Origin of the sequence: Paraburkholderia fynbosensis (genome assembly GCF_902859935.1) — a bacterium.
GTDB lineage: Bacteria > Pseudomonadota > Gammaproteobacteria > Burkholderiales > Burkholderiaceae > Paraburkholderia > Paraburkholderia fynbosensis.
This window is the reverse complement of sequence record NZ_CADIKI010000012.1, coordinates 222034-247072: the sequence shown is the minus strand read 5'-3', so window position 1 is coordinate 247072 and position 25039 is coordinate 222034. Positions and strand designations below refer to the sequence as shown.

Here is a 25039-nt window from a genome sequence, read left to right as displayed (position 1 = left end):
TGGATCTAGGAGTCAGTGATGAATCTGATTGCAAAACTCGAGCAGGAAGAAATCGCGCGCGCCCTCGGCGAGAAGACCATCCCCGAATTCGCCCCCGGCGATACGGTGATCGTCAGCGTGAACGTGGTTGAAGGTACGCGTAAGCGTGTTCAGGCTTACGAAGGCGTTGTGATCGCCAAGCGTAACCGTGGTCTGAATTCGTCGTTCATCGTCCGTAAGATTTCGTCGGGCGAAGGCGTCGAGCGTACGTTCCAGACGTACTCGCCGCTGCTGGCAAGCATCGTCGTGAAGCGTCGTGGCGATGTGCGTCGTGCGAAGCTGTACTACCTGCGCGACCGTTCGGGCAAGTCGGCTCGAATCAAGGAAAAGCTGGTCTCGAAAGACCGCGCTGCTTCCCAAGCGTAAATGCTGTAAGAAAAAGCACCCCTCGCGGGTGCTTTTTTGTTTGCCAGGTCAAAATAGCGGCACGTCCCCTATCCGCTCATTCGAGAGACCCGTTGATCCGCCCCGTCTTTGAGCCTGAATCGCTGCCCGTCGAAGCCACCGGTGCCCATCTGCCGCCGGTGGCTGCCGAGCGCCTTACCCCTGATGGTCTACGCGCCCGCTTCGAGCAGCATCTCGACTGGACGCCTGAGCCTAGAATCGAAACGCCGTGGCGCAATACCGAGGGCGATCCGCGCGTGGCCGCGGTGCTGGTGCCGCTCGTGGTCCGCAATCATGGGCTCACCGTGCTGCTCACGCAGCGTGCCGATCATCTGAACGATCACGCCGGACAGGTGAGTTTTCCTGGCGGCCGTCAGGAACCGTTCGATGCCGATGCCACTGCGACGGCACTGCGCGAAGCGCACGAAGAGGTTGGCCTTGAACCGTCGCGAGTAGAAATTCTCGGCGCATTACCCGACTATTTGACCGGCACCGGCTTTTGTGTGACCCCGGTGATCGGTCTCGTGCATCCGCCGTTCGCATTGCAAATGGATACGCTCGAAGTGGCCGAGGTCTTCGAAGTGCCGCTCGCGTTTCTGATGGACCCGGCAAATCACGAAGTGCGCGTCTTCCGTTACGAGGATGGCGAGCGACGCTTTTTCACGATGCCGTATCCGCGCAGCGGATCAACGCAGTCGCACGGGCAGGGCGGCGGCGAAGTCGGTGGCCACCATTTCATCTGGGGCGCGACGGCGGCGATGCTGCGCAACCTGTATCGTTTCCTCGCTGCATGAGTCACTGCATGCGTCGTTGCGCGAGTTACCACACATATTGCGCGTGACTGTGCACCTGCCCGGTGTTTGTCGGTGTCGGCGCTCAGTCGAATCCGACCCTGTGCTATCGTTATAAAACAATCGTAAAAACTCAAAAAGCACGGCGCATCGCATGACTTTTTTCTCCGTATTGCTGGCTCTGATCATTGAACAGGTACGCGCGCTGTCACCGAGCAACCCGGTGTCTGCGCTGCTCCAATACCATGCGGAGTCGGCAGCGCACGGATTTGACGCCGGCAAGCCCAGGCATGGCTTGCTCGCATGGCTCATGGTCGTGGTGCCCTGGACGCTGGCGGTCGCGCTCGTCTACTACGTGCTGTATCACATCCATTTCGCACTGGCGTTCCTGTGGAACGTCGCGGTGCTGTACTTCACGCTCGGCTTCCGCCAGTTCAGCCATTACTTCACCGACATTCACCTCGCGTTGAACAACGACGACGTGCCGCGCGCGCGTGAAATTCTGAATGAATGGACCGGGCTCGAAACGATCGACATGCCGGTCAGCGAGATCGTCCGTCATACGCTGATTCATGCGGTGGTTGCTTCGCACCGCCATGTGTTCGGTGTGTTCTTCTGGTTCCTGATTCCAGTCGGGCCGGCGGGCGCGGTGCTGTACCGGATTGCCGAATATCTGGCGCGTGCATGGGCGCGCCCGGGCGATGAACGCACCGCCGCGTTTTCGAGCTTCGCGCAGCGCGCCTTCTTCGTGATCGACTGGGTGCCGGCGCGCTTGACATCGCTGGGCTTTGCGATCGTCGGCAATTTCGAGGACGCGATTTATGCGTGGCGCAACCATGCGCGTCAGTGGCCCGATGCGAACGACGGTGTGCTGCTGGCCGCCGGAAGTGGGGCGTTGGGTGCACGTCTGAGCGGGCCGCTCGCCGAACCGTCGAGCCTCGACGCGCTTGCCACCGGCGACGGCGGCCCGATGCAGGTCGGCGACGACTGCACGCCGCGCACGCTGCAATCGGCGGTGGGTCTGGTGTGGCGCGCGGTCGTGCTGTGGATGATTCTGCTCTTGATGCTGACTATCGCCGTGTGGCTGGCTTGAGGCGAGCATGTTGGCAGGGCGAACGTAGCGCAATAAAAAACCGGGCAATCGCCCGGTTTCTTATTTGCCTTCGACTTACGCTCAAACGTCTTGACCAACCTCGCCGGCGCTCGCGCGCAAGACCCCCATCCCTCATCCATCCAACGGATCGCGCGCAGTCCCGCATTGCCAGCACACCGTGAATTGCGCTTCGAGGAGTTCGCCGCACTGACGGCATCGCCAGCCGGGCGAGCCCGCCGCCGGTCCATGCGAGGCCGCGTCGATCAAACGCCGGGCCATGGCCTCGTCGCGTTCATCGACGAGCCACAACTCAGGCGCGCACTGATCCGCTGGGATATCGCCGAGCGCGCCGTTCAGATAGCGGTTGTGCAACTCGCACGCGATGCCCGCGGTCTCCAGCACGTTGACCCAATGCTGTCCGGTGATCAGATTCGGTGCGCGCATCAGCTTCATGTCAGCGCACGATCTGGCTGGCTTCGTGCACGAGTTGCGCATAGAGCGCATGACGCTCGCGGCGGATGCGGCCATGGGCGACCGCTTCGAGAATCGCGCAGCCCGGCTCGTGCAAGTGATGGCAGTTGTAAAAGCGGCAGTTCGGCAACAGCGGCCGGAACTCCAGAAACGCGCGCTCCAGCCGGCCTTCGGTCAGATGATGCAGGCCGAATTCCTGGAAGCCCGGCGAGTCGATCAACGCACCGCCCGTCTTGCTGCCGTCCAGCTTCGGCAACGGATAAAGCCGCGTAAAGGTCGTGGTGTGGCGCCCGCTATTCAACGCGGTCGAAATCTCGCGCGTAGCGACTTCTGCATCGGGAATCAGCAGGTTCACGAGCGTCGACTTGCCCATACCGGATTGGCCGAGCAGCAGCGTCGAATGGCCGTGCAGATGTTCGACCAATGCGGCGCGCGCGGCCTCGGGCTGCATCTTGATCGACACCTCGACGACCGTATAGCCCAGCTCGCGATACGACTCGAGCCGCTTGCGCGCACCTTCGAGTTCGCCGGTCACGTCGATCTTGTTGAGCACGATCAACGGTTTCAGCTCATTCGCTTCGGCGGCGACCAACGCGCGGCCGAGCAGGTCCTCGCTGAAATGCGGCTCGGTGGCGAGCACGATCAGCAATTGATCCAGATTGGCCGCGAACAGCTTCGACTTGTACTGATCCGAGCGATACAGCAGGTTGCGCCGTTCGCCGATCTCGACGATCACGCCTTGGTCCGCGGACGTCGGTTCGTAAATCACGCGATCGCCGACCGCTACCTCGCTGCGCTTGCCACGCGGAAAGCATTGGAGCATCGGCGCGCCATCTTCCGGCGCGACCAGATAGTGGCGGCCATGCGCGGCCACCACGAGGCCGCCTACGCGCGTGCTGGCCGACGCGCGCGGTGCTTTCGGGGAGCGGCTCATGCGTGCCGCAACAGTCGGTCGATCCGCTGTGACGCCGGCGGATGCGAGTAGTAGAACGCGGTGTAGAGCGGATCGGGCGTCAGGGTCGACGCGTTGTCCTCGTACAGCTTGACGAGCGCGTTCACGAGGTCTTGCGCGTCGGTCTGCGTCGCGGCGAACGCGTCGGCTTCGAACTCGTGCTTGCGCGAGCTGAGGCTGCCGAGCGGCGTGACGAAGAACAGGAACACCGGCAGCGCGAGGAAGAACAGCACCAGCGCGAGACCGCTATTGCCGCCGATCAGCGACGGCCGCACGCCCAGCCCTTCGTAGAACCACACGCATTGCGAGAGCCAGCCGAGCAATGCGAGCATCACGAGGCTGACCGCGAAGGTGACGAGCATCCGCTTGATCACGTGACGGCGCTTGAAGTGGCCGAGTTCGTGCGCGAGCACGGCCTCGATCTCGCTGCCGGACAGACGCGCGAGCAGCGTGTCGAAAAACACGATCCGCTTGGCCGCGCCGAAGCCGGTGAAGTACGCGTTGCCGTGCGCCGAACGGCGGCTGCCGTCCATCACGAAGAGGCCTTTGGCGGCGAAGCCGCAGCGCTTCATCAGCGCTTCGATACGGCTTTTCAGCGCTTCGTCCTTGAGCGGCTCGAACTTGTTGAAGAGCGGCGCAATGAACGACGGATACAGCACGAGCACGAGCATCTGGAACGCCACCCACACGATCCAAGTCCACAGCCACCACAAACTGCCGGCCTGGTTCATCAGCCACAGCACGACGAACAGCAGCGGCAGGCCGAACGCGGCGCCGAGCAGCGTGCCCTTGATGCGGTCGAGGAAGAAAATGCGCTTGCTCATCCGGTTGAAGCCGAAGCGCTGTTCGATCACGAACTGCCGGTAGTAATCGAACGGCAGGTCGACCGCGCTCGTGATCGCGATCACGACGGCGACCAGGGCGATCTGGCCGAGGTAGCCACGCCCGAGCCAGTCGGAGATCGCCAGATCGAGCGCCTGCACGCCGCCCAGCAGCGTGAGGCCGATCAGCACGGCCGCGCTGACCACGACTTCGACCATGGTGAGGCGGGTGCGCTCGACGGTGTAGTCGGCGGCGCGCTGGTGCGCGCTCAGCTGGATGGTGCCGACGAACTGGCTGGGCACCTGCTCGCGATGGCCGGCGACGAAGCGGATTTGCCGCGACGCGAGCCATAGCTTGGTGCCGACCATCGCCACGACGGCGATGACGAACAGAACGGTGAAGTACAGGGTAGGCATCCAGGGATTCCGTGGTATCTATGCGAGAATTATATGTTTGTTCCCGCCTCGTGGCGGGAGATACGCTTAAACGGGCTCGAGCCGCTTCAAATCGGCTCGAGCCACCGCTCAAACCATCTCAAACGAACCAGCGCCGGGGCAGGCAGGCTTTGCACGAAGCCGCCGGCCAGGCCATCAGGGTTGCCCTCAATGACTGACATCCTCGCATCCACCGAACAGCCGCCGCTTGTACGCAGTGACATGAATCTCGTCTGGCTGGACATGGAAATGACCGGGCTCGAGCCCGACTCCGACCGCATCATCGAAATCGCGGTGGTCGTGACGAATTCGACGCTCGACAGGATGGTCGAAGGTCCAGTGCTGGCGATTCACCAGAGCGACGAAACGCTCGCCAAAATGGATCAGTGGAATCAGAACACGCATGGCCGTTCGGGCCTGATCGACCGCGTGAAGGCTTCCACGGTCAGCGAAGCCGACGCCACCGAACAGATTCGCGAATTTCTTGCGCAGTACGTGCCGCCCGGCAAATCGCCGATGTGTGGCAACTCGATCTGCCAGGACCGCCGCTTCATGGCGCGCTGGATGCCGGATCTGGAGCGCTTCTTCCATTACCGCAATCTCGACGTCAGCACGCTGAAGGAACTGTGCCGCCGCTGGCAGCCCACCATTTACAAGGGCTTCCAGAAGCGCGCGATGCACACGGCGCTGGCCGACATCCACGAGTCGATCGACGAACTGAAGTACTACCGCGAGCACTTCCTGATTCCGTCGGCGCCTGACGCGGCTACTGCCGCGGAATAAGCCCTCGAAGCCCCAGGCTTAGCGCTAAGCCTGCCGGGGCGCGCGCACCGCGTTCTTCGGCCGGAACGCCTTCACCACATCGGCGTTGGTTTCCACGTACGGCCCGCCGATCAGGTCGATGCAATACGGCACCGCCGCGAAAATGCCCGGCACCTTCACCGCACCGCGGGTTTCGCCCGCGTCCGCATCGCGCAAACCTTCCAGCGTTTCCTTGATCGACTTCGGCTGACCCGGCAGGTTGATGATCAGCGCCGCATGCACTGCCGTTTCGCGGATCACCGCCACCTGGCGCGACAGGATCGCGGTCGGCACGAAATGCAGGCTGATCTGCCGCATCTGCTCGCCGAAACCCGGCATGTCCTTCGTCGCGACCGCGAGCGTCGCCTCGGGCGTCACGTCGCGCCGCGACGGGCCGGTGCCGCCGGTGGTCAGCACCAGGTCGCAGCCCACTTCGTCGACCAGTTCGATGAGCGTGGCGGAGATGGTGGGCGCGTCATCCTGGATCAGACGGGTGACGACCTGCCACGGTGAGCTCAGGGCCGTGGCGAGCCATTCCTGCAAGGCCGGAATGCCTTTGTCCTCGTAGACACCGGTCGACGCGCGGTCGCTGATCGACACGAGGCCTATCACGAGTTCGTCGGGGTGCCGGCGCGGGGACTTATTCGTCGCGGTCGTCATCGTCGTCTTCCGGGGCGTCGTCGGCATCGGAATCGCTTTGCGCGGACGGACCGTCCGCGTTCTTGATCCACTGGAACAGCTCGCGGAAATAGCGCGGCGGCTTGCTTTGCTGCGCTTCCTTGCGCGCGTTGCGGATCAGCGTGCGGCCCTGCTGCGGATCGGCGCTCGGGTGCTGACGGATGAACTCGGTCAGCGCGGCGTCGTCAGCGAGCAGTTTGTCGCGAGTGCGCTCGATCCAGTGGAGCTTGGCCGTTTCCGCCTTGTTGACGCCGTTGTAGGTGTCGAGCGCGGTGCGCAGCGCGGCGGTTTCCTCGTCGAGCAGCGAGCGCATCACGCGGCCGACGTATTGCACCTGGCGGCGCTTGCCTTCGTGGTCGGTGATGCGGCGCGCTTCGCGCACGGCGTCGTCGAGCTTCTCGGGCATCGGCATGCGTTTGAGTGCGTCCTTGGGCAGCGCGATCAGCGCCGAGCCCAGTTCCTGCAACTCGTGCATCTCGCGCTTGAGCTGGGACTTGCTGGGACGATCGTAACCGTTCTCGTCGACTTCCGGCGCGGCGGATTCGATGGGTTGAATGCGGGTTTTGCGTGTCATACCGATATTGTAGCGTGCCCCGCCCGCCGAACCCGCGCCGGAGCTGTGGATGCGCCCTCGCGCCATGCAAAGCCGCAGTCTGACGCAGGCGGCAGGCAAGTCACGATCGACCTGCGCAAATCCCTGGCCTCCCTCATTAGCCAGCAAGTCAGCGCGGGTTCCAACCGGCAACCAGCCGCCGCCCAAGCAGGTGGATGCAAGCCGCCGCGAATGCCAGGTACGGCGGCGCGTACCTTGCTATGATCGCGGGATGCGTAAACCATCACGCACGCCACCGCGCATCTGCACGAGCATGGGCGTGGCATGTGCGAATACCTTGGGCCGCCCGGCCCCGAACAGGACGGCAACGACAATGGCAGCAGACATGGACGTCAAGCAGCGCTTTTTTCCGCATACCCAGGATGAACTGAAGGAAATCGCCTCGGACATCCTTCGTCACGCGAAGTCGCTCGGCGGCACCGACGCGGCAACCGAGATTTCCGAAGGCGACGGCCTGTCCGTGTCCGTGCGGCGCGGCGAAGTCGAGACGATCGAGCACAACCGCGACAAGATGGTCGGCGTGACGGTGTTCATCGGCAACAAGCGCGGCAATGCGAGCACCTCGGACTTTTCGTCGCAAGCGCTGAAGGACACGGTCGCAGCGGCGTACAACATCGCTCGCTTCACGGCAGAAGACGACTGCGCCGGGCTCGCCGAAGCGGAGCTGCTCGAGACCGCGCCGCGCGATCTCGATCTCTATCACCCGTGGAATCTGTCCGCCGACGAAGCGGTGGAAATCGCCCGCCGCTCGGAAGACGCCGCATTCGCGACCGACCCGCAGATCAAGAATTCGGAAGGCGCGAGCGTGTCGGCGCAGCACTCGCAGTTCGTGCTGGCCACTTCGCGCGGTTTCCTCGCAGGCTATCCGTACTCGCGCCACTACATCGCATGCGCGCCGATCGCCGGCAGCGGCCGCAACATGCAGCGCGACGACTGGTACACGTCGACCCGCAGCGCCGACGACCTGGCCGACCCGGAGGCGGTGGGCCGCTATGCGGCGCAACGCGCGCTCTCGCGCATCGGCGCACGCGGCCTCGACACCCGCAAGGTGCCGGTGCTGTTCGAGGCGCCGCTCGCGGCAGGCCTGCTCGGCGCTTTCGTGCAGGCCACGAGCGGCGGCGCGCTGTATCGCAAGACTTCGTTCCTCGTCGACAGCCTCGGCAAGCCGGTGTTCGCGCCGCACGTGCAGGTCGTCGAAGATCCGCACGTGGTGCGCGCCATGGGCAGCGCGCCGTTCGACGAAGAAGGCGTGCGTACCCAGCAGCGTTCGGTCGTGAAGGATGGCGTAGTGGAAGGCTATTTCCTGTCCACCTATTCGGCGCGCAAGCTCGGCATGAAGACCACCGGCAACGCGGGGGGCTCGCACAACCTGTCGTTGCGCAGCTCGAACACGCGTCCCGAGGACGACTTCGAAGCGATGCTGAAGAAACTCGGCACGGGCCTGTTGCTGACCGAACTGATGGGGCAGGGCGTGAACTACGTGACGGGCGATTACTCGCGCGGCGCATCGGGCTTCTGGGTCGAGAACGGCAAGATCCAGTATCCGGTCGAGGAGATCACCGTGGCGAGTACGCTGCAGGAGATGTTCCGCCATATCGTCGCGATCGGCGCGGATACGATCACGCGCGGCACCAAGCAGACCGGCTCGGTGCTGATCGAACGGATGACGATCGCGGGGCAGTAAGTGGTCACCGGGTTTGGCCGCGTTGCGCCGGGGCCACCGCGATAAAAAGACGCCACGCAAGGTTTTGCGTGGCGTCTTTTATGGAGCCGCCCCCGCACGTGTAGTGCAAAGGCGCCGGACGCTTCGGACTCGCGGCCGTGCGATCTCAGGCGTGCTTGCGCTTATACGTGACGAACGCATAGTCGAAGTCGTTCGGCGCATCTGCGCGATGCGTCTCGTGCGCGACTTCTTCCCACTCGTTATCGTCGAGCTTGGCAAACGTGACGTCGCCTTCGAAGTCCGCCGAAATCTCGGTGATGATCAACTTGTCCGCCTGCCGCAAACCTTCCGTGTACAACTGCGCGCCGCCGATCAGAAACGCTTCCGGCGCCTGATCCTGAGCGGCTAGGCGCAACGCGTCCTCGAGCGTCGTGGCGGTGTCGCAGCCCTGAAAGCGGCGCGTCGCATCGCGCGTCACGACGATGTTGCGGCGTCCCGGAAGCGGCCGGCCGATCGATTCATGCGTCTTGCGGCCCATGATGATGGGCGCGCCCATCGTGGTGCGTTTGAAGAACGCGAGGTCTTCGGGCAGTCGCCAGGGCAACTGGTTGTCGCGGCCGATCACGCCGTTGTTGGCGCGAGCGACGATCAGGGTGAGCGTCGTCATCGAGTGGAAAGGGGAACGTAACCGGATCGATTCTACCTGACGCGCCGGCGCGCTCCGGCCAGCGGTTCCCCGTACCTGCGCGTACGCGGCTCGCCACCCGCAGCCGCGTCGACCGGATGCGTCATTGCCGCGCCCTCTCGTCGGCGGCGAAGGCCGCCTTGTCGTCGACGTCGCTCGGTTCGCGCAAGCCGTGCTGACCCATCAGTCGTTAACTTGTCCGCTACTTTCTCCGGAAGGTGGCGACGTCGCCTCGGGCCGAGCGCGCGGCGCCGACCGGAATCGGCAGCGGCGATGGCGGCGCGATCTCGTCCCACAGCGTCACCCGGCCGCCGCTGTTGACGCGTAGCAACTGTGGCGTCGCGGCCACCATCACCATGCCGACCGCGCCGCCGCGTTGTCGCGAGAGCATCCGGTCGTCGAGTGAAACAGCGTTCACGGATTCGGCGTCGGCCGGGGCGTCGGACGTGTTGGCGGCGAGCGGGCTGGATTCGGCGGTTGTACCGGTCGTCCAGTCAGTCGATGACGTCGCGTCGAGTTCCGTGCCGGCCCGCGGGACGTGAGTGGCAGCGGCGAATTGCGGCTGAGCAGTCCCAGCGTGGACGTTGACGGGCGAGGCGATCAGAGCGCTCGCGGCGCACCGTGCAAATCTGATTGGATCGGTGCGCAAAGCGGTTCGCATGATGTATCTCCTTGGTGCACAGCATTTAGCGAAACCTATGCCATCGCTCGCAATCGCCCGATACGACTGGACGTGACTGCGACCCTCGGAATAACTTTCATGAAAACCGGACAAAAACGTTTCAACGCTGAAACGGTCGGCACAATATACCTATAATTCGTTAATCCGGACGATACGAAACCTCTCAGCGAGAACGCCGCGGAAAGCGCTTCCACTTCGTTTTATTCGTCGGCTGAATAACTGTGGCGGGCTGTCAGGCCTTGCTGGTAAAAGGTTCCGGATTAAATTCGCATAATTGTTTTCCAAGCGGCGCGCGTATAGTAAGCTCTCGAAAACAGCTTCAGATTTAAAAAAGCCGATAACGGGCCGTCTCAAACACACACACGCCGCTTTCTTGGGGATCAGCTGTCCGCACGGAATGGAATGGCCGTTCGGGTTTTGCTATTCGCGAATCCCGAACGAGTCAGCGTGTCTGAATTGCGGTTCAGGTGCGTGCGTCATCCTTAACGTTCGTTGACGAGAGGATCTGAATAATGGAATCCGCAACGCGGCAACTGATTTATGTTTCACGCGATCCGAGCGCGGAACTGCATACGAGGTTTCATCAGCGCGGCTGGCATGTCGAAGTCGTAGGATCGGCGCGCGATGTGCGCCGGGCGGTTCGCAGCGGGATGGCGGCGGGCGGGCTGCTCGACCTCTCCAGCGATTTCCAGCCGCACGAAATCACCGCTTTCGAATCCTGCCTGACCATGCCGAACGTCGGCTGGGTGGCAGCCACCACGCCCGGCCAATTGCAGGACGCCGCATTGCGCCGGCTCGTGCGCGATTATTGTTTCGACTATGTGACCGTGCCCTATGCGGGCGACCGGATCGTCGATTCGGTCGGGCACGCTTACGGCATGATCACGCTGGGCGAACCGGCGTCGAACGACGGCTCGCAAGGCGCCGAAGGCGAAATGGTCGGCTCGTGCGACGCGATGCTCGCGCTGTTCCGTTCGATCCGCAAAGTGGCGATGACCGACGCGCCGGTGTTCATCTCGGGCGAATCCGGCACCGGCAAGGAGCTGACGGCGGTCGCGATTCACGAACGCTCGGCGCGGCGCAATGCGCCTTTCGTGCCGATCAACTGCGGCGCGATCCCGCCGCATCTGCTGCAATCGGAGCTATTCGGCTATGAACGCGGGGCGTTCACCGGCGCCAATCAGCGCAAGATCGGGAGGGTGGAAGCGGCCAACGGCGGCACGCTCTTTCTCGACGAAATTGGCGATCTGCCGCTCGAAAGCCAGGCGAGCCTGTTGCGCTTCCTGCAGGAGCGCAAGGTCGAGCGCCTCGGCGGCCATGGCGCGATCGACGTAGACGTGCGCATCATTTCGGCGACCCACGTCGACATGACCGCCGCGATGATCGAAGGGCGTTTCCGTTCCGACCTCTATCATCGGCTATGTGTGCTGCAGATCGACGAGCCCCCGCTGCGCGCGCGCGGCAAGGATATCGAACTGCTGGCGCGTCATATGCTGGAGCGGTTCAAGAAGGATGCGAGCCGCCGTCTGCGCGGCTTCGCGCCGGACGCGATCGCGGCGCTGCATAACTATGGCTGGCCCGGCAATGTGCGCGAACTGATCAACCGGGTGCGGCGGGCCATCGTGATGTCGGAGGGCCGGGCGATCACGGCGCGCGATCTCGAACTGGCCGAGTACGTCGAAATCGTGCCGGTGTCGCTCGCCCAGGCGCGCGAGGCGGCGGAGCGTCAGGCGATCGAGTTGGCGCTGCTGCGCCATCGCGGGCGGCTCGGCGACGCCGCGCAGGAACTCGGCATTTCGCGCGTGACGTTGTACCGGCTGCTGTGCTCGCATGGCATGCGTCATATGGAGGGCGAGCCGATGTCCTCGCCCCATGGGGATTTGCCGGCGTCGGTGCCGCATCTTTAGCGGTTTCGGGGCGCCCGCTTTCCGGGCGCCCTTTGCCTTTTGCCGCGTTGCCTTTGCCTGCTGGGAACGGGCCCTGACGGGCTTTGCCCGGGCTCGGCCGGGTTTCGGCGGTGCTCACGCCGTGCTGGAACCACGTGCTTTGTGAAAGCTTGTCCCTCGCGCAGCCATCCTCGGCGGCGAGCCCCACGCGTGCGGAACGCCCTCTCGGACTTTTTGGCCCGCGCCGCTTGCCATTCCCCAATTTCCACGCTGCGACGACATCGCGAACAGGCGTCGGCGAGCTGTGCTTGTTAAAATCCGGTTTTCCGCTCAATCCCGAGGCGCGCGCGTCGACCGTGACTGCGCCTCGTCGAAGGAACCCGCATGAAACAATACCTGGACCTCGTCCGCACGATTCTCGACACAGGCACGTGGCAGGAGAACCGCACCGGCATCCGCACCATCAGCATGCCGGGCGCGATGCTGCGCTTCGATCTCCAGCAGGGCTTTCCCGCCGTCACGACGAAAAAGCTGGCGTTCAAGTCGGCGGTGGGCGAACTGATCGGGTTTCTGCGCGCATCGCGCAGCGCCGCGGATTTTCGTGAGCTCGGCTGCAAGGTGTGGGATGCGAACGCCAACCAGAATCCCCAATGGCTCGCCAATCCGTATCGCGAAGGCCCGGACGATCTCGGCGACGTGTACGGTGTGCAGTGGCGGCAGTGGCCGGCGTACAAGGTGCTCGATGCCGGCGCGAGCGCGCAGCTTGCCGATGCGAGCGCGCGCGGCTTCCAGGTGGTGACCGAATTTGAGGAAAACGGCGCGCCGAAGGTGCTGCTTTACAAGGCGATCGACCAGTTGCGCCAGTGCCTGGACACGATCATGCAGAACCCCGCCGATCGGCGCATTCTGTTTCACGCGTGGAACCCGGCGGTGCTGGATCAGATTGCGCTACCGGCTTGTCATTTGCTGTATCAGTTCCTGCCGAACGTCGCGCGCCGCGAAATCTCGCTGTGCCTCTATATCCGCAGCAATGACGTTGGACTCGGTACGCCGTTCAACCTGACCGAGGGCGCGGCATTGCTGCATCTGGTCGGACGCCTGACGGGTTATACACCGCGCTGGTTTACGTATTTCATCGGCGACGCGCATATCTACGAGAACCAGCTTGATATGCTGCAGCAGCAGCTCACGCGCGAGCCTTACGGGAGCCCGGCATTCGCGATCTCGGACCGAGTGCCGGAGTACGCGAAAACCGGCGTGTACGAGCCGGAATGGCTGGAGAAGGTCGAGCCAGCGGATTTCTCGCTGGTGGATTATCGGCATCATGAACCGTTGACCGCGCCGATGGCAGTTTGAGCGCGTCGGCGGTCGTTTCGGCAGGCGGTAGTCAAACCCCCGCGATGTGAATCGCGGGGGTTATTTTTTGCGCTTATGCCGGCGGCCGCGGTTTGAGCGTCGACGGAATAGCAGGGCGCGGCCGCGCTCAGCCTTTGTGATGCTCGTCGCGATTGCCGCCGCCCGGATGCTGGTCGGCGTGTTGCTGCTGCGGCCGTGGTTCGGGACGCGGCTGCTGCATTTGCTGCGGACGTGGTTCAGGACGCGGCTGCTGCACCTGTTGCGGACGTGGTTCGGGACGCGGCTGCTGCACCTGTTGTGGCCGCGGTTCAGGACGTGGCTGCTGGATCTGCTGCGGCCGCGGTTCGAGCCGCGGCTGCTGCACCTGCTGCGACCGTGGCTCAGGAATCGGCTGCTGCACTTGCTGAGGACGCGGCGGTTCGGCCCGGAACTGCTGCATCTGCTGCGGTGGTGATTCGGCACGCGGCGCCTGCATCTGCGGCGGCCGAGCTTGCGCTCCCGCCTGCGGCACCTGCGCGGGACGATAGTCCTGACGCGCCTGCTGCGCCTGAATCTGCGTGGGCCGAGGCACCTGCGGCTGAGCCTGGCCCGGCGCCTGCGTCTGCGGCGAAGGCTGAAATCCCTGCTGACGCCCTTGCTGCTGCATCGCCGGGTTCTCCCCGGAACGCGGCATGCCATGCGGTTGCATCCTCGCATTGCCCTGCGTGCCGGGCTGTTGCTGCCCGACGCTCAACTGTCCGGGCTGCCCTTGCGGACCGCTACGCTGCTGCGCCTGCAGTGCCATCGGCGTATGCGGGTGCGTCCACACCGGCTCGCGCCCCGTGTTCAGGCCCGGTTGTCGTACAGCCTGATCCGGCATGCCACCACGCTGCTGCGGATAACGTTCCGGATTACCGCCGCCCGCTTGCGGTGGCCGCGGCACGCCAGCCGACGCATGTCCCGTCTCGCCCGCCTGCCGCACACGCTGATTGTCGGCGATCTGCGGGGGCATCCCCGGACGCGCTTGCGGCTCAGCCCCGCGCGGGAGCGCGGCAGCGGCACCGCCCGGCCGCTGTCCAACCTGCGGCACGCCCTCGGGCGCGCGAGGCACCGGCGCACCCGCCGCAGCACCGGGCGTCCTCCCCGCGATATGCGATTGCACGACCCGCACGTTGCGCACCGGCAGTGCGCTCGCGCCAGCGGTCATCTGCGCCGGCACAGAAGTCCTGACGACAGGCTGGCCGCCGCCGGGCACGCGTCCACCACCTTGCGCGAAACGCTGCGCGAGGCGGTCGTGATAAGCGGCGGGCAGCGCGGGACTGCGCGTCGCGACCACCGGCCGCGCCGCGACGCCCGCCGGCGGCCGGTAATTCGCATTGCGCTGACCCGGCCCAAAACTCTCCCGTACCGGCGCGATCCCCGGCCCGCCGGCGTTGATCCGCGGATGGCGCCAGTCGCGCGGGTCGACCTTTTGCGCGATTCGTCCGACCGGCTGGCCGTGCACGAACGCCGTCGCCGGAATCGCAGTCAGGCCGCCGCGCGCGCGATAGTTGACGTACGTGTTGTGGACGTCCACGTCGCGCTTGTCGTTGTTGACGATCGTCGTGCGGTTGACGCGGTTGTAGTATCCGGGGCTCCAGTGATCGCGCCCGCGCCAATGCGGATGCCACGGCTCGCCAGGGCCGAGTGGAAACCAAGCGACGCCGGCCGCCACGACCCCGCCGATCGCCAGATTCACGCCCCAGTCGGCCACGCCGCCCGCGCCCTCGTCGTCGCCGACGAACGCCACCAACGCCGGCGCGTAGGCAGGCTGCGCGTCGGGCTCGACCGGACCCGGCGCCCATGCCCACGTATCGTCGACCTGGGCCCAGCGGCCGTAGTGATACGGCGCGAAGCCCCACGGCTGGTCGTCGACCCACGTCCAGCCCCACGGGGCCTGCCAGATCCAGTGGCCGTCGTGGTAGGGCGCCCAGCCGGCGGGCGTGGCGCGCGGCACCCACACTTCGCCGTATTGCGGGCTGTCGCGCCACGTGCCGTTGGCGTCGAGATCCTGATAGCCGGGGATATCGCGCGATACGTAGCGCGCCGACACCGAACGGTCTTCGGCGGCATCGCGGCTCACTGCCCACTGGTCGAGGTTGTCGAGGCCGGGTACCTGGTCGTCGGCGAGTTGTTGCAGCCGGGTGCCGGTGAAGCGGACCTGCCGGCCGGCTGTGACGGGCACCTGGCCGCCGTCGCCGTAGACGGTCGCGCTGCCGCTGCGCACCGTGACAGTGGTGCTGCTGCCGTCAGGTGCGACGTCGACGCGGTAGTCGCCCGGGCCGTTCACGCCGAGCGCGAGGTTCGGCGTATCGATCTCGTACGACGAACCCGGGGGCAGTTCGCGCACGCGGGTCGACAACGTGCCCTGGGCGACTTTCAGTTGCGCGCTGTTGTCGTCGAGATTGAGCACGTCGAGGCTGGTGGACTGCCCGAGGCGCACTGCGGTCGAGCCGATGTGCAGCTCGGAGCGCGCGTTCTGATCGTTCCAGAGCTGGTCGCCGGTGGTGAGCGGACGGTTGATCTGCGCGTACGACCAGTCGGTGGCGCCAGCGGGCTCCGTGGTCACGGCGCCCGCAGTGTAGTTCAGTCGGGCAATGCGTCCCGGCGGATCGCTGTCTTGGGCGGCGGCGGTGTCCTGCGGCGCTGGCTCGATGTCCTGCGCCCACGACGCTTGCGAGGCAAACAGGAAAACGGCGGCCGCGATCAGCGTGTAACCCGGAATACGGTGCCGCAAAGCGCCGTAGGCGGTGGCGGTTCTCATGACTTATCTCCTGCGGACACGGCAAACGGCATCGGTGCGTAAGTGTCCGTAAGTCACTCTACCCGTGGCATCTGTTTCAAGAATCGCACTTTTGTAAGGCCACCTCGCGGGCGTGTAACAAAAGGTCTCGCCGCCTGTTCCGACGCGGGTTGGGCGTCGCGATTCGTCGGCTCATTGGCGCATTATCGGCGCAAACATCTGGCGCTTGCGATCCGCTCACGCTGCGAGAAACGCATCGAAATGACGATGCCCCGCTGGCGTGATCCGCAGGATTCTCGGCCGCTCGGTCCGTTCGACCCAGCCGTGCGCCGACCACGAGTCGAGCAGCGCCGCGCCGAGCGCGCCGCCCAGATGTGGACGCCGCTCGCTCCAGTCGGGGCAGGTGCAGGCAAAGCGGCGTCGGCGGCTTTTCTGCACCGACATGTCGACGCCCCATTCGGCGAAGCGGGCGGCGCCCTCGGCGGTCGCTTCGAGCGTGGTGCCGTGCAGCGTCAGCAGACCGCGCCCGACGAGCCGCTCGAACACCTGCACCGACAACTCGCCCGCCATGTGGTCGTAGCAGGTGCGGGCGTAACGCATGTCGAGCGGCACGGTGCGCGCCGCGCGCGGTACGGCCCGCTGCGGCGCGCTGACCTGTGCGACATTGGCGAGCGCTTCGATCGACGCGGCAATGTCGGGTGACGCGATCCGGAAATAGCGATGCCGGCCGCGCACTTCGAGCGCGAGCAGACCGCCGTCGACGAGCCGCGCGAGATGGGCGCTGGCCGCCGACGGCGACAGCCCGGCAATCATCGTCAGCTCGCCGGCGGGGCGGGCGCTGCCGTCCATCAGCGCCCACAGCATCGCGGCGCGGCCCGGATCGGCGAGCAGCGCGCCAATGCGGCTCAAGCCTGGAAAGTGGTTGTGGTCGTCGGTGAGCGGGGCGGGCATCGGGTGTCTCCAGGGGCGGCGCGAGGCGCCATGCAGTCCACTGTAGCGAAGTGCGGCATTCGATGTTTCAGCTTAACGTGAACGATCGAATGCGGCAGCTACGAAAACCCGCTGTGCGCTCGCACTCGCTGTTGTCCCGGCCAGCGTTTCGGCGCCGCCCCGGCCCGCCAGGCTAGAATCGAAGCCTGTCTTTGCAGGAATACGTTGTGATGAAAACTCTTCTTGCCGTCGCGGCGGCGATGCTGCTGTTCACTGCCTGCGCGCAGGGCGGCGCCGGAGCGGGGTCGGGGGCGGGCACCGGCAGCATCAACATGTACGGCACGATCGACGAAGGAATCACCTTTCGCAAATGAGGCGCCTGCTGGACGTCTCATCAACACGCTGCGGCCGCGAGCGGCGCCGGGCCCGTCATCCACAAGCTCGCCGAACGTCCGCAGGTCTTGCGGACGAAAATTCCGCCTCGTAACCGGCCGAACCCGTCACGCGGTCAATATTGCGCTCGTATAATCGCCTCCTTTCAATGCATCCGATTGACCGGAGTCAAGATGAGTACCCCACCCGTAGCGCCGCTGGACCGTTCGGAAACCACTTTCCGCTTTCTCGCCGAGCCGAGCTCGGTCAATTTCGGCGGCAAGGTGCACGGCGGCGCGCTGATGAAGTGGATCGACGAGACCGCGTACGCGTGCTCGGCGGTGTGGTCGGGACGCTATTGCGTGACGGTCAGCGTGGGCAACATCCGCTTTCGCCGGCCGATCCTGGTCGGCAATCTGGTCGAACTGCGCGCGCGAGTCGTGGCGACGGGGCGCACCAGCATGCACATTCACGTCTCGGTGCAGGCGGGCGACCCGAAGGGTGGCGAACTGCTGCAAACCACCGATTGCCTCGTCGTGATGGTCGCCGTCAACGAGAATGGCCATCCGGTGCCGGTGCCGGCTTTCGTGCCGCAAACCGACGAACAGAAGCGGCTTGCCAAATACGCGATGGACGTGAAGGAAGCGCTCGATGCGATCGTAGAATTGAAGCCGGACGAAGTGGCGCAGGGGAAGATTTGAGCGACGCCCGCGAGCGTGCTGTTCGCGGGCCGCAGGCCTGCATAGGCCGTAAGCGGCCGCCACGGACCTTCATGGGCCGCTCGAAACAGAAGGGTGTTGCGCGGCACGTGATTCAACGGCTGCGGGGATCGACATAGGCCGCGAGGGTCCGCCGTCAACCTCAACGGGCCGCCCGAACATAAGCGTTCGTGCGGCGCATCACGCCGCAGGCGCAACCCCCGCGCGTTTCACCCCGCCGAATGCCCGACCATATCCTTCGGCCGCACCCATTCGTCGAACTGCTGCTCGGTGACGAAGCCGAGCGCGAGTGCCGAGGCCTTCAGCGTGGTGCCTTCCTTGTGCGCCTTTTTCGCGATCTGCGCGGCCTTGTCGTAGCCGATGTGCGGATTGAGCGCCGTCACCAGCATCAACGATTCGTTCAGCAAAGTATCGACGCGCTCGCGATTCGGCTCGATGCCCACCGCGCAGTTGTCGTTGAAACTCTGCGCGCCGTCGGCGAGCAGACGCACCGATTGCAGCACGTTATGCGCGATCATCGGCCGGAACACGTTCAGTTCGAAGTTGCCGCTCGCACCGCCGATATTCACCGCGACGTCGTTGCCGAACACCTGCGAGCAGAGCATCGTCAGCGCTTCGGACTGGGTCGGGTTGACCTTTCCCGGCATGATCGAGCTACCCGGTTCGTTTTCCGGAATTGACAGCTCGCCGAGGCCGCAGCGCGGGCCGCTCGCGAGCCAGCGGATGTCGTTGGCGATCTTGTTCAGGCTCGCCGCGACGGTTTTCAACGCGCCGTGCGCGAATACCAGCGCATCGGCCGCGGCCATCACTTCGAACTTGTTCGGCGCCGATACGAACGGCAGGCCGGTCAGCTTGCCGATCGCCGCCGCGACCTTGTCCGCGAACTGCGGATGCGCGTTCAGGCCCGTGCCGACCGCCGTGCCGCCTTGCGCGAGTTCGTACAGATGCGGCAGCGTCGCTTCCACGTGACGGATGCCATGATCGAGTTGCGCGACGTAGCCCGAAAACTCCTGGCCGAGCGTGAGCGGGGTGGCATCCTGCAAGTGCGTGCGGCCGATCTTGACGATGTCGGCGAAGGCCTTCGCCTTGCCGTCGAGCGTGTCGCGCAGCGTCTTCAGCGCCGGCAGCAGATGCTTGACGATCGCATACGCGGCAGCCACGTGCATCGCCGTCGGGAAGACGTCGTTGGACGACTGGCCGCGATTCACGTCGTCGTTCGGATGTACTTTGCGCGCTTCGCCGCGCTCGCCGCCGAGCAGCTCGCTCGCACGGTTCGCGATCACCTCGTTGAGGTTCATGTTGGTCTGCGTGCCGGAGCCGGTCTGCCAGACCGCGAGCGGAAATTCTTCGGGATGCTTGCCATCGATGATCTCGTCGGCCGCCTGCATGATCGCCTTGGCCTTGCTCTCGTCGAGCACGCCGAGGCCGTGGTTCACCTCGGCGGCGGCGCGCTTGATGACGGCCAGCGCGGTGATCAGCTCGGGCGACTGCTTCTCGGTCGAAATACGGAAGTTCTGCAGCGAGCGCTGGGTTTGCGCGCCCCACAGACGGGCGTTCGGCACGGCGATCTCGCCGAACGTGTCGCGCTCCATTCGTACGTCTTCAGTCATGTTTCACTCCGCTTTCAAAGTTCTGCGTTGACGGGCAATAGGGAGAATAGACCTGTTAGCGCGTTCCGGTATAACCCTGCCTGTGGGTCAAAAATGTAGGTGCGGCGCATGCCGTGGTCGACGTCGGTCCACACGAGCGGCGAGAGCGGCGCGCCGATCGAGCGCAGATAGGCGAGCTGGGCGTCGTCGGCGAGCGTGACGCGATAGCTCTGCTCGGGCGAAGTGGCGTGCTCGAAGATCTGCGCGACGTGGGCCGCGAGCGGTGGACTGTGGATCACCAGCGCCAGTTCGGTGTTCAGGTTGGCCGAGCGCGGATCGAGATTCATCGAGCCGATCACCAGAATCTTGCGGTCGATCACATAGGTCTTCGCATGCAGGCTCGCGCGCGAACGCGAACCCGCAATGCCCGCGAGCGGCGTCTCCTGGCGCGGCTTGAATTCATACAACTCGACGCCTTGTTGCAGCAGCGGCACGCGATACGGGCTGTAGCCCGCCTGCACCGCGACGGCGTCGGTCGCGGCGAGCGAGTTGGTCAGCACGGCGATGCGCACGCCGCGCTGCGTCAGCTCGCCGGCCGCCTTGACGCCGGCATCGTGCGGAACGAAGTACGGCGAAATGATCAGGAAGTCCTGGCGCGCGTCGCGCATCAGTTCGCCGAGCCGCTGCATCGGCGGACTGACGTAGTCCGGCGACGGATGTTCGATCTTCTCCGGCCGGTCCGCCTTGAACTCGGCGCGCGCCCACGTCAGGCCGAGCTGCTCGCTCGCGATCTGCGCCGCGAGCGGCGTCGCGTTGAGCGGTTTCGCGTTGTACGGATCGGCATTGGTGCGCCAGTGCTGGCGCAAGTCGTCGCGGGTCTGGTCGAGCTCCTTCGCGTCGAACTTCTGCTCGTTCAGCGCGCGCAGCGGGTACGCGATGCTGCTGTTCCAGTAGTCGTCGAAACTGGCGGAGATGTCGGCGGTAATGGGGCCGGCGGCGAGCACGTCGAGGTCGCGGAACTGCAGCGTTTCGCTCGCGCTGAAATATTCGTCGGCCAGATTGCGGCCGCCGACGATCGCCAGCTGGTTGTCCGCGATCATCGCCTTGTTATGCATGCGGCGCGTGAAATGGCCGATCTGTGTGAACAGGTTCGTCGCGCGTTCGACCATGCCTTCCTGCGCACTGCCGAACGGATTGAAGACGCGGATCTCGATGTTCTCGTGCGAATTCAGGCCCGCCATGATGCGGTCGATGTCCTTGAAGTTCAGATCGTCGACCAGCATGCGCACCCGCACGCCGTGATCGGCCGCGTAGAGTGCGGCGCCGAGCAGCAGCTTGCCGGTGGTGTCCTCGTTGGCAATGTAGTACTGCATGTCGAGGGTTCTGGTCGCCGCGCGGGCGAGCGCGATGCGCATCTGCAAGGCGTCGGTGCCGTTCGACAGCAGACGGAAACCCGACTGCTCCGGATGCGCCGATTCGAGCGGCGCGAGCGCGGTGCGCAGCGGCGTGATTTCGGTGGCGGGTAGGGCGTGCGTGACCGGACGGTCGAACGCGGTGGCGGGCGGTCTGGTCGCGCAGGCGCTCAGGAATGCGCTGGCACAGCACAGCAGGAAGAAACGTCTCGTTGCCCCCCAAGGGGACTCTCTCAATGATGCGGCAAATACGCGCTTGTGTTGCACTGCGCTGTGATTCTGTTCGCGATACCCCGGCACGCTGTTTTCCCCCTTGTTTGCAAGCTTCTCGTGACGGCAGCGCGGATGGCTTGCTCACGCTGTCGAGAACGGCATTCTAAGGGGAATCGCGGCGGGCGCGGCTCTGGGGCTGCCGTGTGAGCGTCCTGACGGACTTTGACGGCGAGGTGGATTGCACTGCGGCCATTGCCGGCACGCGCAGAGCATGCCGGCAATGGCCGCAGTCGAATCGATGCGCTCATGTGGAGCGTTGCCGCCATCGCTTTGCAAACCTGCGATCGCGGCGTATGGGCCGGGTTGCTTTAGCTGCGCCCGGCGTTCAACGCACGCTCGCCGTCGGGATGCGTCGAGCCTTTCGCCGGACGTCCCGCCCAGTAGCCCGCGAGCAGCGAGCCGGACAGGTTGTGCCACACCGAGAACAGCGCGCCCGGCAAGGCCGCGATCGGCGTGAAATACAGCTTGCCGAGCGTCGCGGCGAGGCCCGAGTTCTGCATGCCCACTTCGATCGCGAGCGTGCGGCAGACGGCTTCGTCGAAGCCGAGCAGACGCCCGCCCCAGTAGCCGCCGAGCAGGCCGATGCCGTTGTGCAGCACCACACCCAGCATCACCAGGAGACCGACCGATGCGATGCTCTTCTGCGTGCCCCCCACCACCGCGCCGATGATCAGCAGGATCGCGACCATCGAGATCAGCGGCAGAACCGGTTCGATCTTGCGCACGGTCTTGTTGAACAGACGATTCACGATCAGGCCGACCACGATCGGCAGCGCGACGATTTGCAGGATGCTCATCAGCATGCCGTGCACGTCGACGGCGATCGACGCGTCCACATACAGACGCGTAAGCAGCGGCGTCGCGAACACGCCGACGAGCGTCGACAGCGCGCTGATCGTCACCGACAGCGCCACGTCGCCGCGCGCCAGATAGATCATCACGTTCGACGCCGTGCCGCTCGCCACGCTGCCCACCAGCACCATGCCGGCGGTCAGATCCGGCGGCATGCGCAGCGCCTTGGCGATCACCCACGCGGCGAGCGGCATCACGAGGTAGTGCAGGACGATGCCCGCGATCACCGGCGCGGGGCGCGTGAAGACACGCTGGAAATCGGCGACCGACAGTGTCACGCCCATCGCCAGCATGATGATCGTGAGCAGCGTGGTGACGTGCGGCGAGATGCCGGCGAACGACGTGGGCGAGAAGTACGCGGCGATCGAGACGAGCACGGCCCAAAGCGGAAATAAGCGGGTGACGCGGGCAAGCATGACGGGTGGTCCTTGGTTATGTTTTATCGCGAGAAACGAGGGTCGGTCGAGCGGGCCGTCGGGCAGCGGCGGCGGGCGCTCGGGAAGTCTGCCGCGAGAAAGCGGCATGCCGGGCGGCGAGGGTGAGCCTTGGGGCGGCGCCGGCCTTTGTGGGGCGTGCTGGCGCAATCCTGGCGCGTGGCGCGGGTGCGCGCCGACGCATCGAGCCGGCTATTCTACCTTTTGCCGCGCGGCGGCCGTCAGCGGGTGGTTTGCGGGGCGGTTCGGGGGGTGGTCAGGGCGACCGGACCGGCGGCGTAAGCTGTCCGCCCGGCACACGCCGCAAGCTCAGCTTGTGAAAGCGCAGCGTCATCAGCACCGCGACGCTCGCGAGGCCGGCCGCGAGCCCCCACCACAAACCGCGGGCGCCGAGGCCGAAGTGGAACGCCAGCGTATAGCCGGTCGGAAAGCCGATGACCCAGTAACCGAACGCCGCGGCGATCATCGGCACGCGGGTGTCCTTCAGACCGCGCAGGCAGCCGGAACCGACCGTCTGCATGCCGTCGACGATCTGGAAGATCGCGGCCACGCCGAGTAGCGAACTTGCCAGCGCGACCGTCGCCGCATTGGCCGGGTCGTCCAGATGCAGATAGAGACCGACGATCCAGTGCGGCGCCGCGATCAGCACGATTCCCGACAACATCATGAAGCCGACGCCGAGCGCCAGCGCCACGAAGCCCGCGTGGCGCGCGGCGAGCGGCTGCCCGGCGCCGTCCCAGAAGCCCACTCGGACGTTGGCCGCCTGGCCGATCGCGAGCGGCACCATGAAGGCCACCGACGCGACGTTCAGCGCGATCTGATGCGCCGCCAGTTGTGACTCGCCGAGCAGGCCGACCATCAGTCCGGTGGCGAGAAAGAGCGTCGACTCGACGCCATAGGTGATCGCCACCGGCCAGCCGATGCCGAACAGCTCGCCCATCAGCGGCACATTGGGCCGCGTCGCGACGACGAAATGGCGAAAGCGCGGCCGCAGATGCAGCAGCGCCATCAACACGAGCGCGGTCAGCCAGACCGTGATCGAAGTCGCGGCCGCCGAGCCGAGAAAGCCAAGGCGCGGCAATCCCCACGCGCCGTGGATCAGGCCGTAATTCAGAAACGCGTTCACGACTACGCTCGCGATCGACACCCACAAGAGCCGCCGTGCCGCGCCGATCGCCGGCAGGAACGAGCGCATCAGGCCGACGCCGATCAGGCTCGCGGGCGCGCCCCAGCGCAGCACCGCCGCATATTCGCCGACGTTGTGCGCGAGCAGCCCCGGCTCGCCGAACGCGAGCAGGATGTGCGACGAGAACGACAACAGGAAGAACGCCGGCACCGACAGCAGCACGGACAGCACGAAGCCGGTCCAGTAGATATGCGGCACGCGGCTGTCGTCCTGCGCGCCGCGCGCATGCGACACGCTCACGCTGACCGAGGTCAGCACCCCTTGCAGCAGCGTCACGACGACGAAGAACAGGTTCGCGCCGAGCCCGCCGGCGGCGAGTGCATCGGGGCCGAGCGAGCCGAGCAGGATCGTATCGGTGACGCTCATCGCCATCTGCGACAGCTGCGCGATGGCGAGCGGCGCGGCGAGCCGGGCGGTGTCGGCCGCGTGGCGGGAGAAGGTCGGCGGCCGCGTGGCCACTCGGGTGAAGCCGGATTGAGTCATGAAGCGCTTGCGGCGGAAGTGGCGACAGCCTGACGGCGCACGCGCACTGCGCGCGGTGCTTGCCGCGCGCGCCGGTGGCGGCGCGTGTCAGCGGCAGTCCGGCAAGCGTCGGCGAAGGAAAGCGCGGCGCGGGCGTGAGCCGGTCGTGTCGGCCGAGGGTTTTCTGTCGAAACCGACAGCTTATTGCCTTGCAGCGGCGATGTCGATCAAAGAAGCACGCTTTTGGTGCGCGTGATACTGCGAATCTTCGGACGGGCGTTGGAGCGCGGGCAGGCGGGCCTTCAGGCCTCGTGGACCGCGATGCGCGTGTCGCCCAGCAGCACGACTTGGCCCGCCCGGATTTTGCAGGTTTTACGCGTCTCGACCCGGCCATCGACGGTCACGGCGCCGTCGGCAACCATCATTTTTGCCGACCCGCCGCTGTCCGCGAGGCCCGTTATCTTCAGCAGATTGTGCAGTTCGACGTAGTCGCCGGTGAGCGTGAAATCGAGGTTGGGCATGGGGTTTGCACCTTCAGGCAAAGGGTTCGCATCATAAGGCAGAAGCTTGCTCCCGATGAAACTCATGATGAAGACGGGCTCCGCGCAAGCAATTGCAAGCAGTCGTTATGCAACTGGCGGAAAGTGAAACCCTCCGTAACAGGGGTCGCGTGTCGTGAATTTCACTCGTAAAGTGCGG

At 65.3% G+C, this 25039-nt stretch carries 23 protein-coding genes; 9 read left to right on the top strand and 14 right to left on the bottom strand.

What is annotated here, in order from left to right:
* Window positions 1–18: 18 nt before the first annotated feature.
* From rplS to HV770_RS21260, 3 genes are all read left to right on the top strand, one after another.
* Complete coding sequence (gene rplS / locus HV770_RS21270; protein ID WP_020069334.1) at window positions 19–405, top strand: 50S ribosomal protein L19; 387 nt, start codon at window positions 19–21, stop codon at window positions 403–405.
* Between the two features lie 92 nt (window positions 406–497).
* On the top strand, window positions 498–1217 hold the full coding sequence (locus tag HV770_RS21265; RefSeq protein WP_175162701.1) for a CoA pyrophosphatase: 720 nt from the start codon (window positions 498–500) through the stop codon (window positions 1215–1217).
* Window positions 1218–1368: 151 nt separating this feature from the next.
* A complete protein-coding gene (locus HV770_RS21260; protein ID WP_175162700.1) occupies window positions 1369–2307 on the top strand; it encodes a CobD/CbiB family protein in 939 nt (312 codons plus the stop codon).
* A gap of 132 nt (window positions 2308–2439) precedes the next feature.
* Here HV770_RS21260 and HV770_RS21255 read toward each other — a convergent pair whose 3' ends face one another.
* From HV770_RS21255 to HV770_RS21245, 3 genes are read right to left on the bottom strand one after another with little or no spacing between them, the layout of a single operon-like run.
* Window positions 2440–2760 carry a putative signal transducing protein gene (locus tag HV770_RS21255; protein ID WP_175162699.1) on the bottom strand — a complete coding sequence of 107 codons (321 nt, stop codon included), beginning with the start codon at window positions 2758–2760 and terminating at the stop codon, window positions 2440–2442.
* A 1-nt stretch (window position 2761) separates the two neighbouring features.
* Window positions 2762–3712 carry a ribosome small subunit-dependent GTPase A gene (gene rsgA / locus HV770_RS21250; protein WP_175162697.1) on the bottom strand — a complete coding sequence of 317 codons (951 nt, stop codon included), beginning with the start codon at window positions 3710–3712 and terminating at the stop codon, window positions 2762–2764.
* On the bottom strand, window positions 3709–4968 hold the full coding sequence (locus HV770_RS21245) for a M48 family metallopeptidase (protein ID WP_175162695.1): 1260 nt from the start codon (window positions 4966–4968) through the stop codon (window positions 3709–3711). Before HV770_RS21245 ends, rsgA begins: the two co-directional genes overlap by 4 nt.
* Before the next feature lie 189 nt (window positions 4969–5157).
* Between HV770_RS21245 and orn the strand changes: the two genes are divergently transcribed.
* Window positions 5158–5769, top strand: coding sequence for an oligoribonuclease (orn, locus tag HV770_RS21240; RefSeq protein ID WP_175162693.1), 612 nt, complete (start codon window positions 5158–5160; stop codon window positions 5767–5769).
* A 24-nt stretch (window positions 5770–5793) separates the two neighbouring features.
* On the opposite strand, the gene mog is transcribed toward orn, so the two are convergent.
* Window positions 5794–6447 carry a molybdopterin adenylyltransferase gene (mog, locus tag HV770_RS21235; protein WP_175162691.1) on the bottom strand — a complete coding sequence of 218 codons (654 nt, stop codon included), beginning with the start codon at window positions 6445–6447 and terminating at the stop codon, window positions 5794–5796.
* Window positions 6428–7039 carry a ribosome biogenesis factor YjgA gene (gene yjgA / locus HV770_RS21230; RefSeq protein ID WP_175162689.1) on the bottom strand — a complete coding sequence of 204 codons (612 nt, stop codon included), beginning with the start codon at window positions 7037–7039 and terminating at the stop codon, window positions 6428–6430. The genes mog and yjgA overlap by 20 nt, the downstream gene beginning before the upstream one ends.
* Before the next feature lie 352 nt (window positions 7040–7391).
* Here yjgA and pmbA point away from each other — a divergent pair, with 352 nt between their 5' ends.
* Window positions 7392–8762 (top strand): metalloprotease PmbA, encoded by a 1371-nt coding sequence (pmbA, locus tag HV770_RS21225; RefSeq protein WP_175162687.1) that lies wholly within the window; start codon window positions 7392–7394, stop codon window positions 8760–8762.
* A 145-nt stretch (window positions 8763–8907) separates the two neighbouring features.
* On the opposite strand, the gene HV770_RS21220 is transcribed toward pmbA, so the two are convergent.
* Window positions 8908–9408 carry a dihydrofolate reductase gene (locus HV770_RS21220; RefSeq protein ID WP_175162685.1) on the bottom strand — a complete coding sequence of 167 codons (501 nt, stop codon included), beginning with the start codon at window positions 9406–9408 and terminating at the stop codon, window positions 8908–8910.
* A 220-nt stretch (window positions 9409–9628) separates the two neighbouring features.
* The gene (locus HV770_RS21215) at window positions 9629–10087 is read right to left on the bottom strand and encodes a hypothetical protein (protein ID WP_175162683.1); all 459 of its coding nucleotides are present in this window, start codon (window positions 10085–10087) and stop codon (window positions 9629–9631) included.
* A gap of 533 nt (window positions 10088–10620) precedes the next feature.
* On the opposite strand from HV770_RS21215, the gene HV770_RS21210 reads away from it, so the two are divergent.
* On the top strand, window positions 10621–12015 hold the full coding sequence (locus HV770_RS21210) for a sigma-54 dependent transcriptional regulator (protein WP_175162681.1): 1395 nt from the start codon (window positions 10621–10623) through the stop codon (window positions 12013–12015).
* 363 nt (window positions 12016–12378) lie between these two features.
* Complete coding sequence (locus HV770_RS21205) at window positions 12379–13350, top strand: thymidylate synthase (protein WP_175162679.1); 972 nt, start codon at window positions 12379–12381, stop codon at window positions 13348–13350.
* Window positions 13351–13477: 127 nt separating this feature from the next.
* Here the strand turns inward: HV770_RS21205 and HV770_RS21200 are convergent, their stop codons facing one another.
* Together HV770_RS21200 and HV770_RS21195 are read right to left on the bottom strand one after the other, a co-directional pair.
* On the bottom strand, window positions 13478–16132 hold the full coding sequence (locus tag HV770_RS21200) for a DUF6600 domain-containing protein (RefSeq protein ID WP_175162677.1): 2655 nt from the start codon (window positions 16130–16132) through the stop codon (window positions 13478–13480).
* Between the two features lie 216 nt (window positions 16133–16348).
* Complete coding sequence (locus tag HV770_RS21195) at window positions 16349–17062, bottom strand: ArsR/SmtB family transcription factor (RefSeq protein ID WP_175162675.1); 714 nt, start codon at window positions 17060–17062, stop codon at window positions 16349–16351.
* A 209-nt stretch (window positions 17063–17271) separates the two neighbouring features.
* On the opposite strand from HV770_RS21195, the gene HV770_RS21190 reads away from it, so the two are divergent.
* Both HV770_RS21190 and HV770_RS21185 read left to right on the top strand, forming a co-directional pair.
* On the top strand, window positions 17272–17415 hold the full coding sequence (locus HV770_RS21190) for a hypothetical protein (RefSeq protein WP_175162674.1): 144 nt from the start codon (window positions 17272–17274) through the stop codon (window positions 17413–17415).
* Between the two features lie 192 nt (window positions 17416–17607).
* Window positions 17608–18114 carry an acyl-CoA thioesterase gene (locus tag HV770_RS21185; RefSeq protein WP_121315348.1) on the top strand — a complete coding sequence of 169 codons (507 nt, stop codon included), beginning with the start codon at window positions 17608–17610 and terminating at the stop codon, window positions 18112–18114.
* 227 nt (window positions 18115–18341) lie between these two features.
* On the opposite strand, the gene fumC is transcribed toward HV770_RS21185, so the two are convergent.
* The 5 genes from fumC to HV770_RS21160 all read right to left on the bottom strand — a co-directional run bounded on the left by fumC (window position 18342) and on the right by HV770_RS21160 (window position 24861).
* Complete coding sequence (gene fumC, locus HV770_RS21180) at window positions 18342–19742, bottom strand: class II fumarate hydratase (protein WP_121315347.1); 1401 nt, start codon at window positions 19740–19742, stop codon at window positions 18342–18344.
* A 14-nt stretch (window positions 19743–19756) separates the two neighbouring features.
* Complete coding sequence (locus HV770_RS21175; RefSeq protein WP_175162673.1) at window positions 19757–21433, bottom strand: phospholipase D family protein; 1677 nt, start codon at window positions 21431–21433, stop codon at window positions 19757–19759.
* Window positions 21434–21714: 281 nt separating this feature from the next.
* Complete coding sequence (gene panS, locus HV770_RS21170) at window positions 21715–22674, bottom strand: ketopantoate/pantoate/pantothenate transporter PanS (protein ID WP_175162672.1); 960 nt, start codon at window positions 22672–22674, stop codon at window positions 21715–21717.
* A 274-nt stretch (window positions 22675–22948) separates the two neighbouring features.
* Complete coding sequence (locus tag HV770_RS21165) at window positions 22949–24361, bottom strand: MATE family efflux transporter (protein WP_175162671.1); 1413 nt, start codon at window positions 24359–24361, stop codon at window positions 22949–22951.
* Window positions 24362–24642: 281 nt separating this feature from the next.
* The gene (locus HV770_RS21160) at window positions 24643–24861 is read right to left on the bottom strand and encodes an RNA-binding S4 domain-containing protein (protein ID WP_011489423.1); all 219 of its coding nucleotides are present in this window, start codon (window positions 24859–24861) and stop codon (window positions 24643–24645) included.
* Window positions 24862–25039 lie beyond the last annotated feature (178 nt).

What these genes read in the sequence shown, in the direction of transcription:
- rplS (WP_020069334.1), top strand. Translation starts at nt 19, where the DNA reads ATGAATCTGATTGCAAAACTCGAGCAGGAAGAAATCGCGCGCGCCCTC.
- HV770_RS21260 (WP_175162700.1), top strand. Translation starts at nt 1,369, where the DNA reads ATGACTTTTTTCTCCGTATTGCTGGCTCTGATCATTGAACAGGTACGC.
- HV770_RS21255 (WP_175162699.1), bottom strand. Translation starts at nt 2,760, where the DNA reads ATGAAGCTGATGCGCGCACCGAATCTGATCACCGGACAGCATTGGGTC.
- rsgA (WP_175162697.1), bottom strand. Translation starts at nt 3,712, where the DNA reads ATGAGCCGCTCCCCGAAAGCACCGCGCGCGTCGGCCAGCACGCGCGTA.
- HV770_RS21245 (WP_175162695.1), bottom strand. Translation starts at nt 4,968, where the DNA reads ATGCCTACCCTGTACTTCACCGTTCTGTTCGTCATCGCCGTCGTGGCG.
- orn (WP_175162693.1), top strand. Translation starts at nt 5,158, where the DNA reads ATGACTGACATCCTCGCATCCACCGAACAGCCGCCGCTTGTACGCAGT.
- mog (WP_175162691.1), bottom strand. Translation starts at nt 6,447, where the DNA reads ATGACGACCGCGACGAATAAGTCCCCGCGCCGGCACCCCGACGAACTC.
- yjgA (WP_175162689.1), bottom strand. Translation starts at nt 7,039, where the DNA reads ATGACACGCAAAACCCGCATTCAACCCATCGAATCCGCCGCGCCGGAA.
- pmbA (WP_175162687.1), top strand. Translation starts at nt 7,392, where the DNA reads ATGGCAGCAGACATGGACGTCAAGCAGCGCTTTTTTCCGCATACCCAG.
- HV770_RS21220 (WP_175162685.1), bottom strand. Translation starts at nt 9,408, where the DNA reads ATGACGACGCTCACCCTGATCGTCGCTCGCGCCAACAACGGCGTGATC.
- HV770_RS21215 (WP_175162683.1), bottom strand. Translation starts at nt 10,087, where the DNA reads ATGCGAACCGCTTTGCGCACCGATCCAATCAGATTTGCACGGTGCGCC.
- HV770_RS21210 (WP_175162681.1), top strand. Translation starts at nt 10,621, where the DNA reads ATGGAATCCGCAACGCGGCAACTGATTTATGTTTCACGCGATCCGAGC.
- HV770_RS21205 (WP_175162679.1), top strand. Translation starts at nt 12,379, where the DNA reads ATGAAACAATACCTGGACCTCGTCCGCACGATTCTCGACACAGGCACG.
- HV770_RS21200 (WP_175162677.1), bottom strand. Translation starts at nt 16,132, where the DNA reads ATGAGAACCGCCACCGCCTACGGCGCTTTGCGGCACCGTATTCCGGGT.
- HV770_RS21195 (WP_175162675.1), bottom strand. Translation starts at nt 17,062, where the DNA reads ATGCCCGCCCCGCTCACCGACGACCACAACCACTTTCCAGGCTTGAGC.
- HV770_RS21190 (WP_175162674.1), top strand. Translation starts at nt 17,272, where the DNA reads ATGAAAACTCTTCTTGCCGTCGCGGCGGCGATGCTGCTGTTCACTGCC.
- HV770_RS21185 (WP_121315348.1), top strand. Translation starts at nt 17,608, where the DNA reads ATGAGTACCCCACCCGTAGCGCCGCTGGACCGTTCGGAAACCACTTTC.
- fumC (WP_121315347.1), bottom strand. Translation starts at nt 19,742, where the DNA reads ATGACTGAAGACGTACGAATGGAGCGCGACACGTTCGGCGAGATCGCC.
- panS (WP_175162672.1), bottom strand. Translation starts at nt 22,674, where the DNA reads ATGCTTGCCCGCGTCACCCGCTTATTTCCGCTTTGGGCCGTGCTCGTC.
- HV770_RS21165 (WP_175162671.1), bottom strand. Translation starts at nt 24,361, where the DNA reads ATGACTCAATCCGGCTTCACCCGAGTGGCCACGCGGCCGCCGACCTTC.
- HV770_RS21160 (WP_011489423.1), bottom strand. Translation starts at nt 24,861, where the DNA reads ATGCCCAACCTCGATTTCACGCTCACCGGCGACTACGTCGAACTGCAC.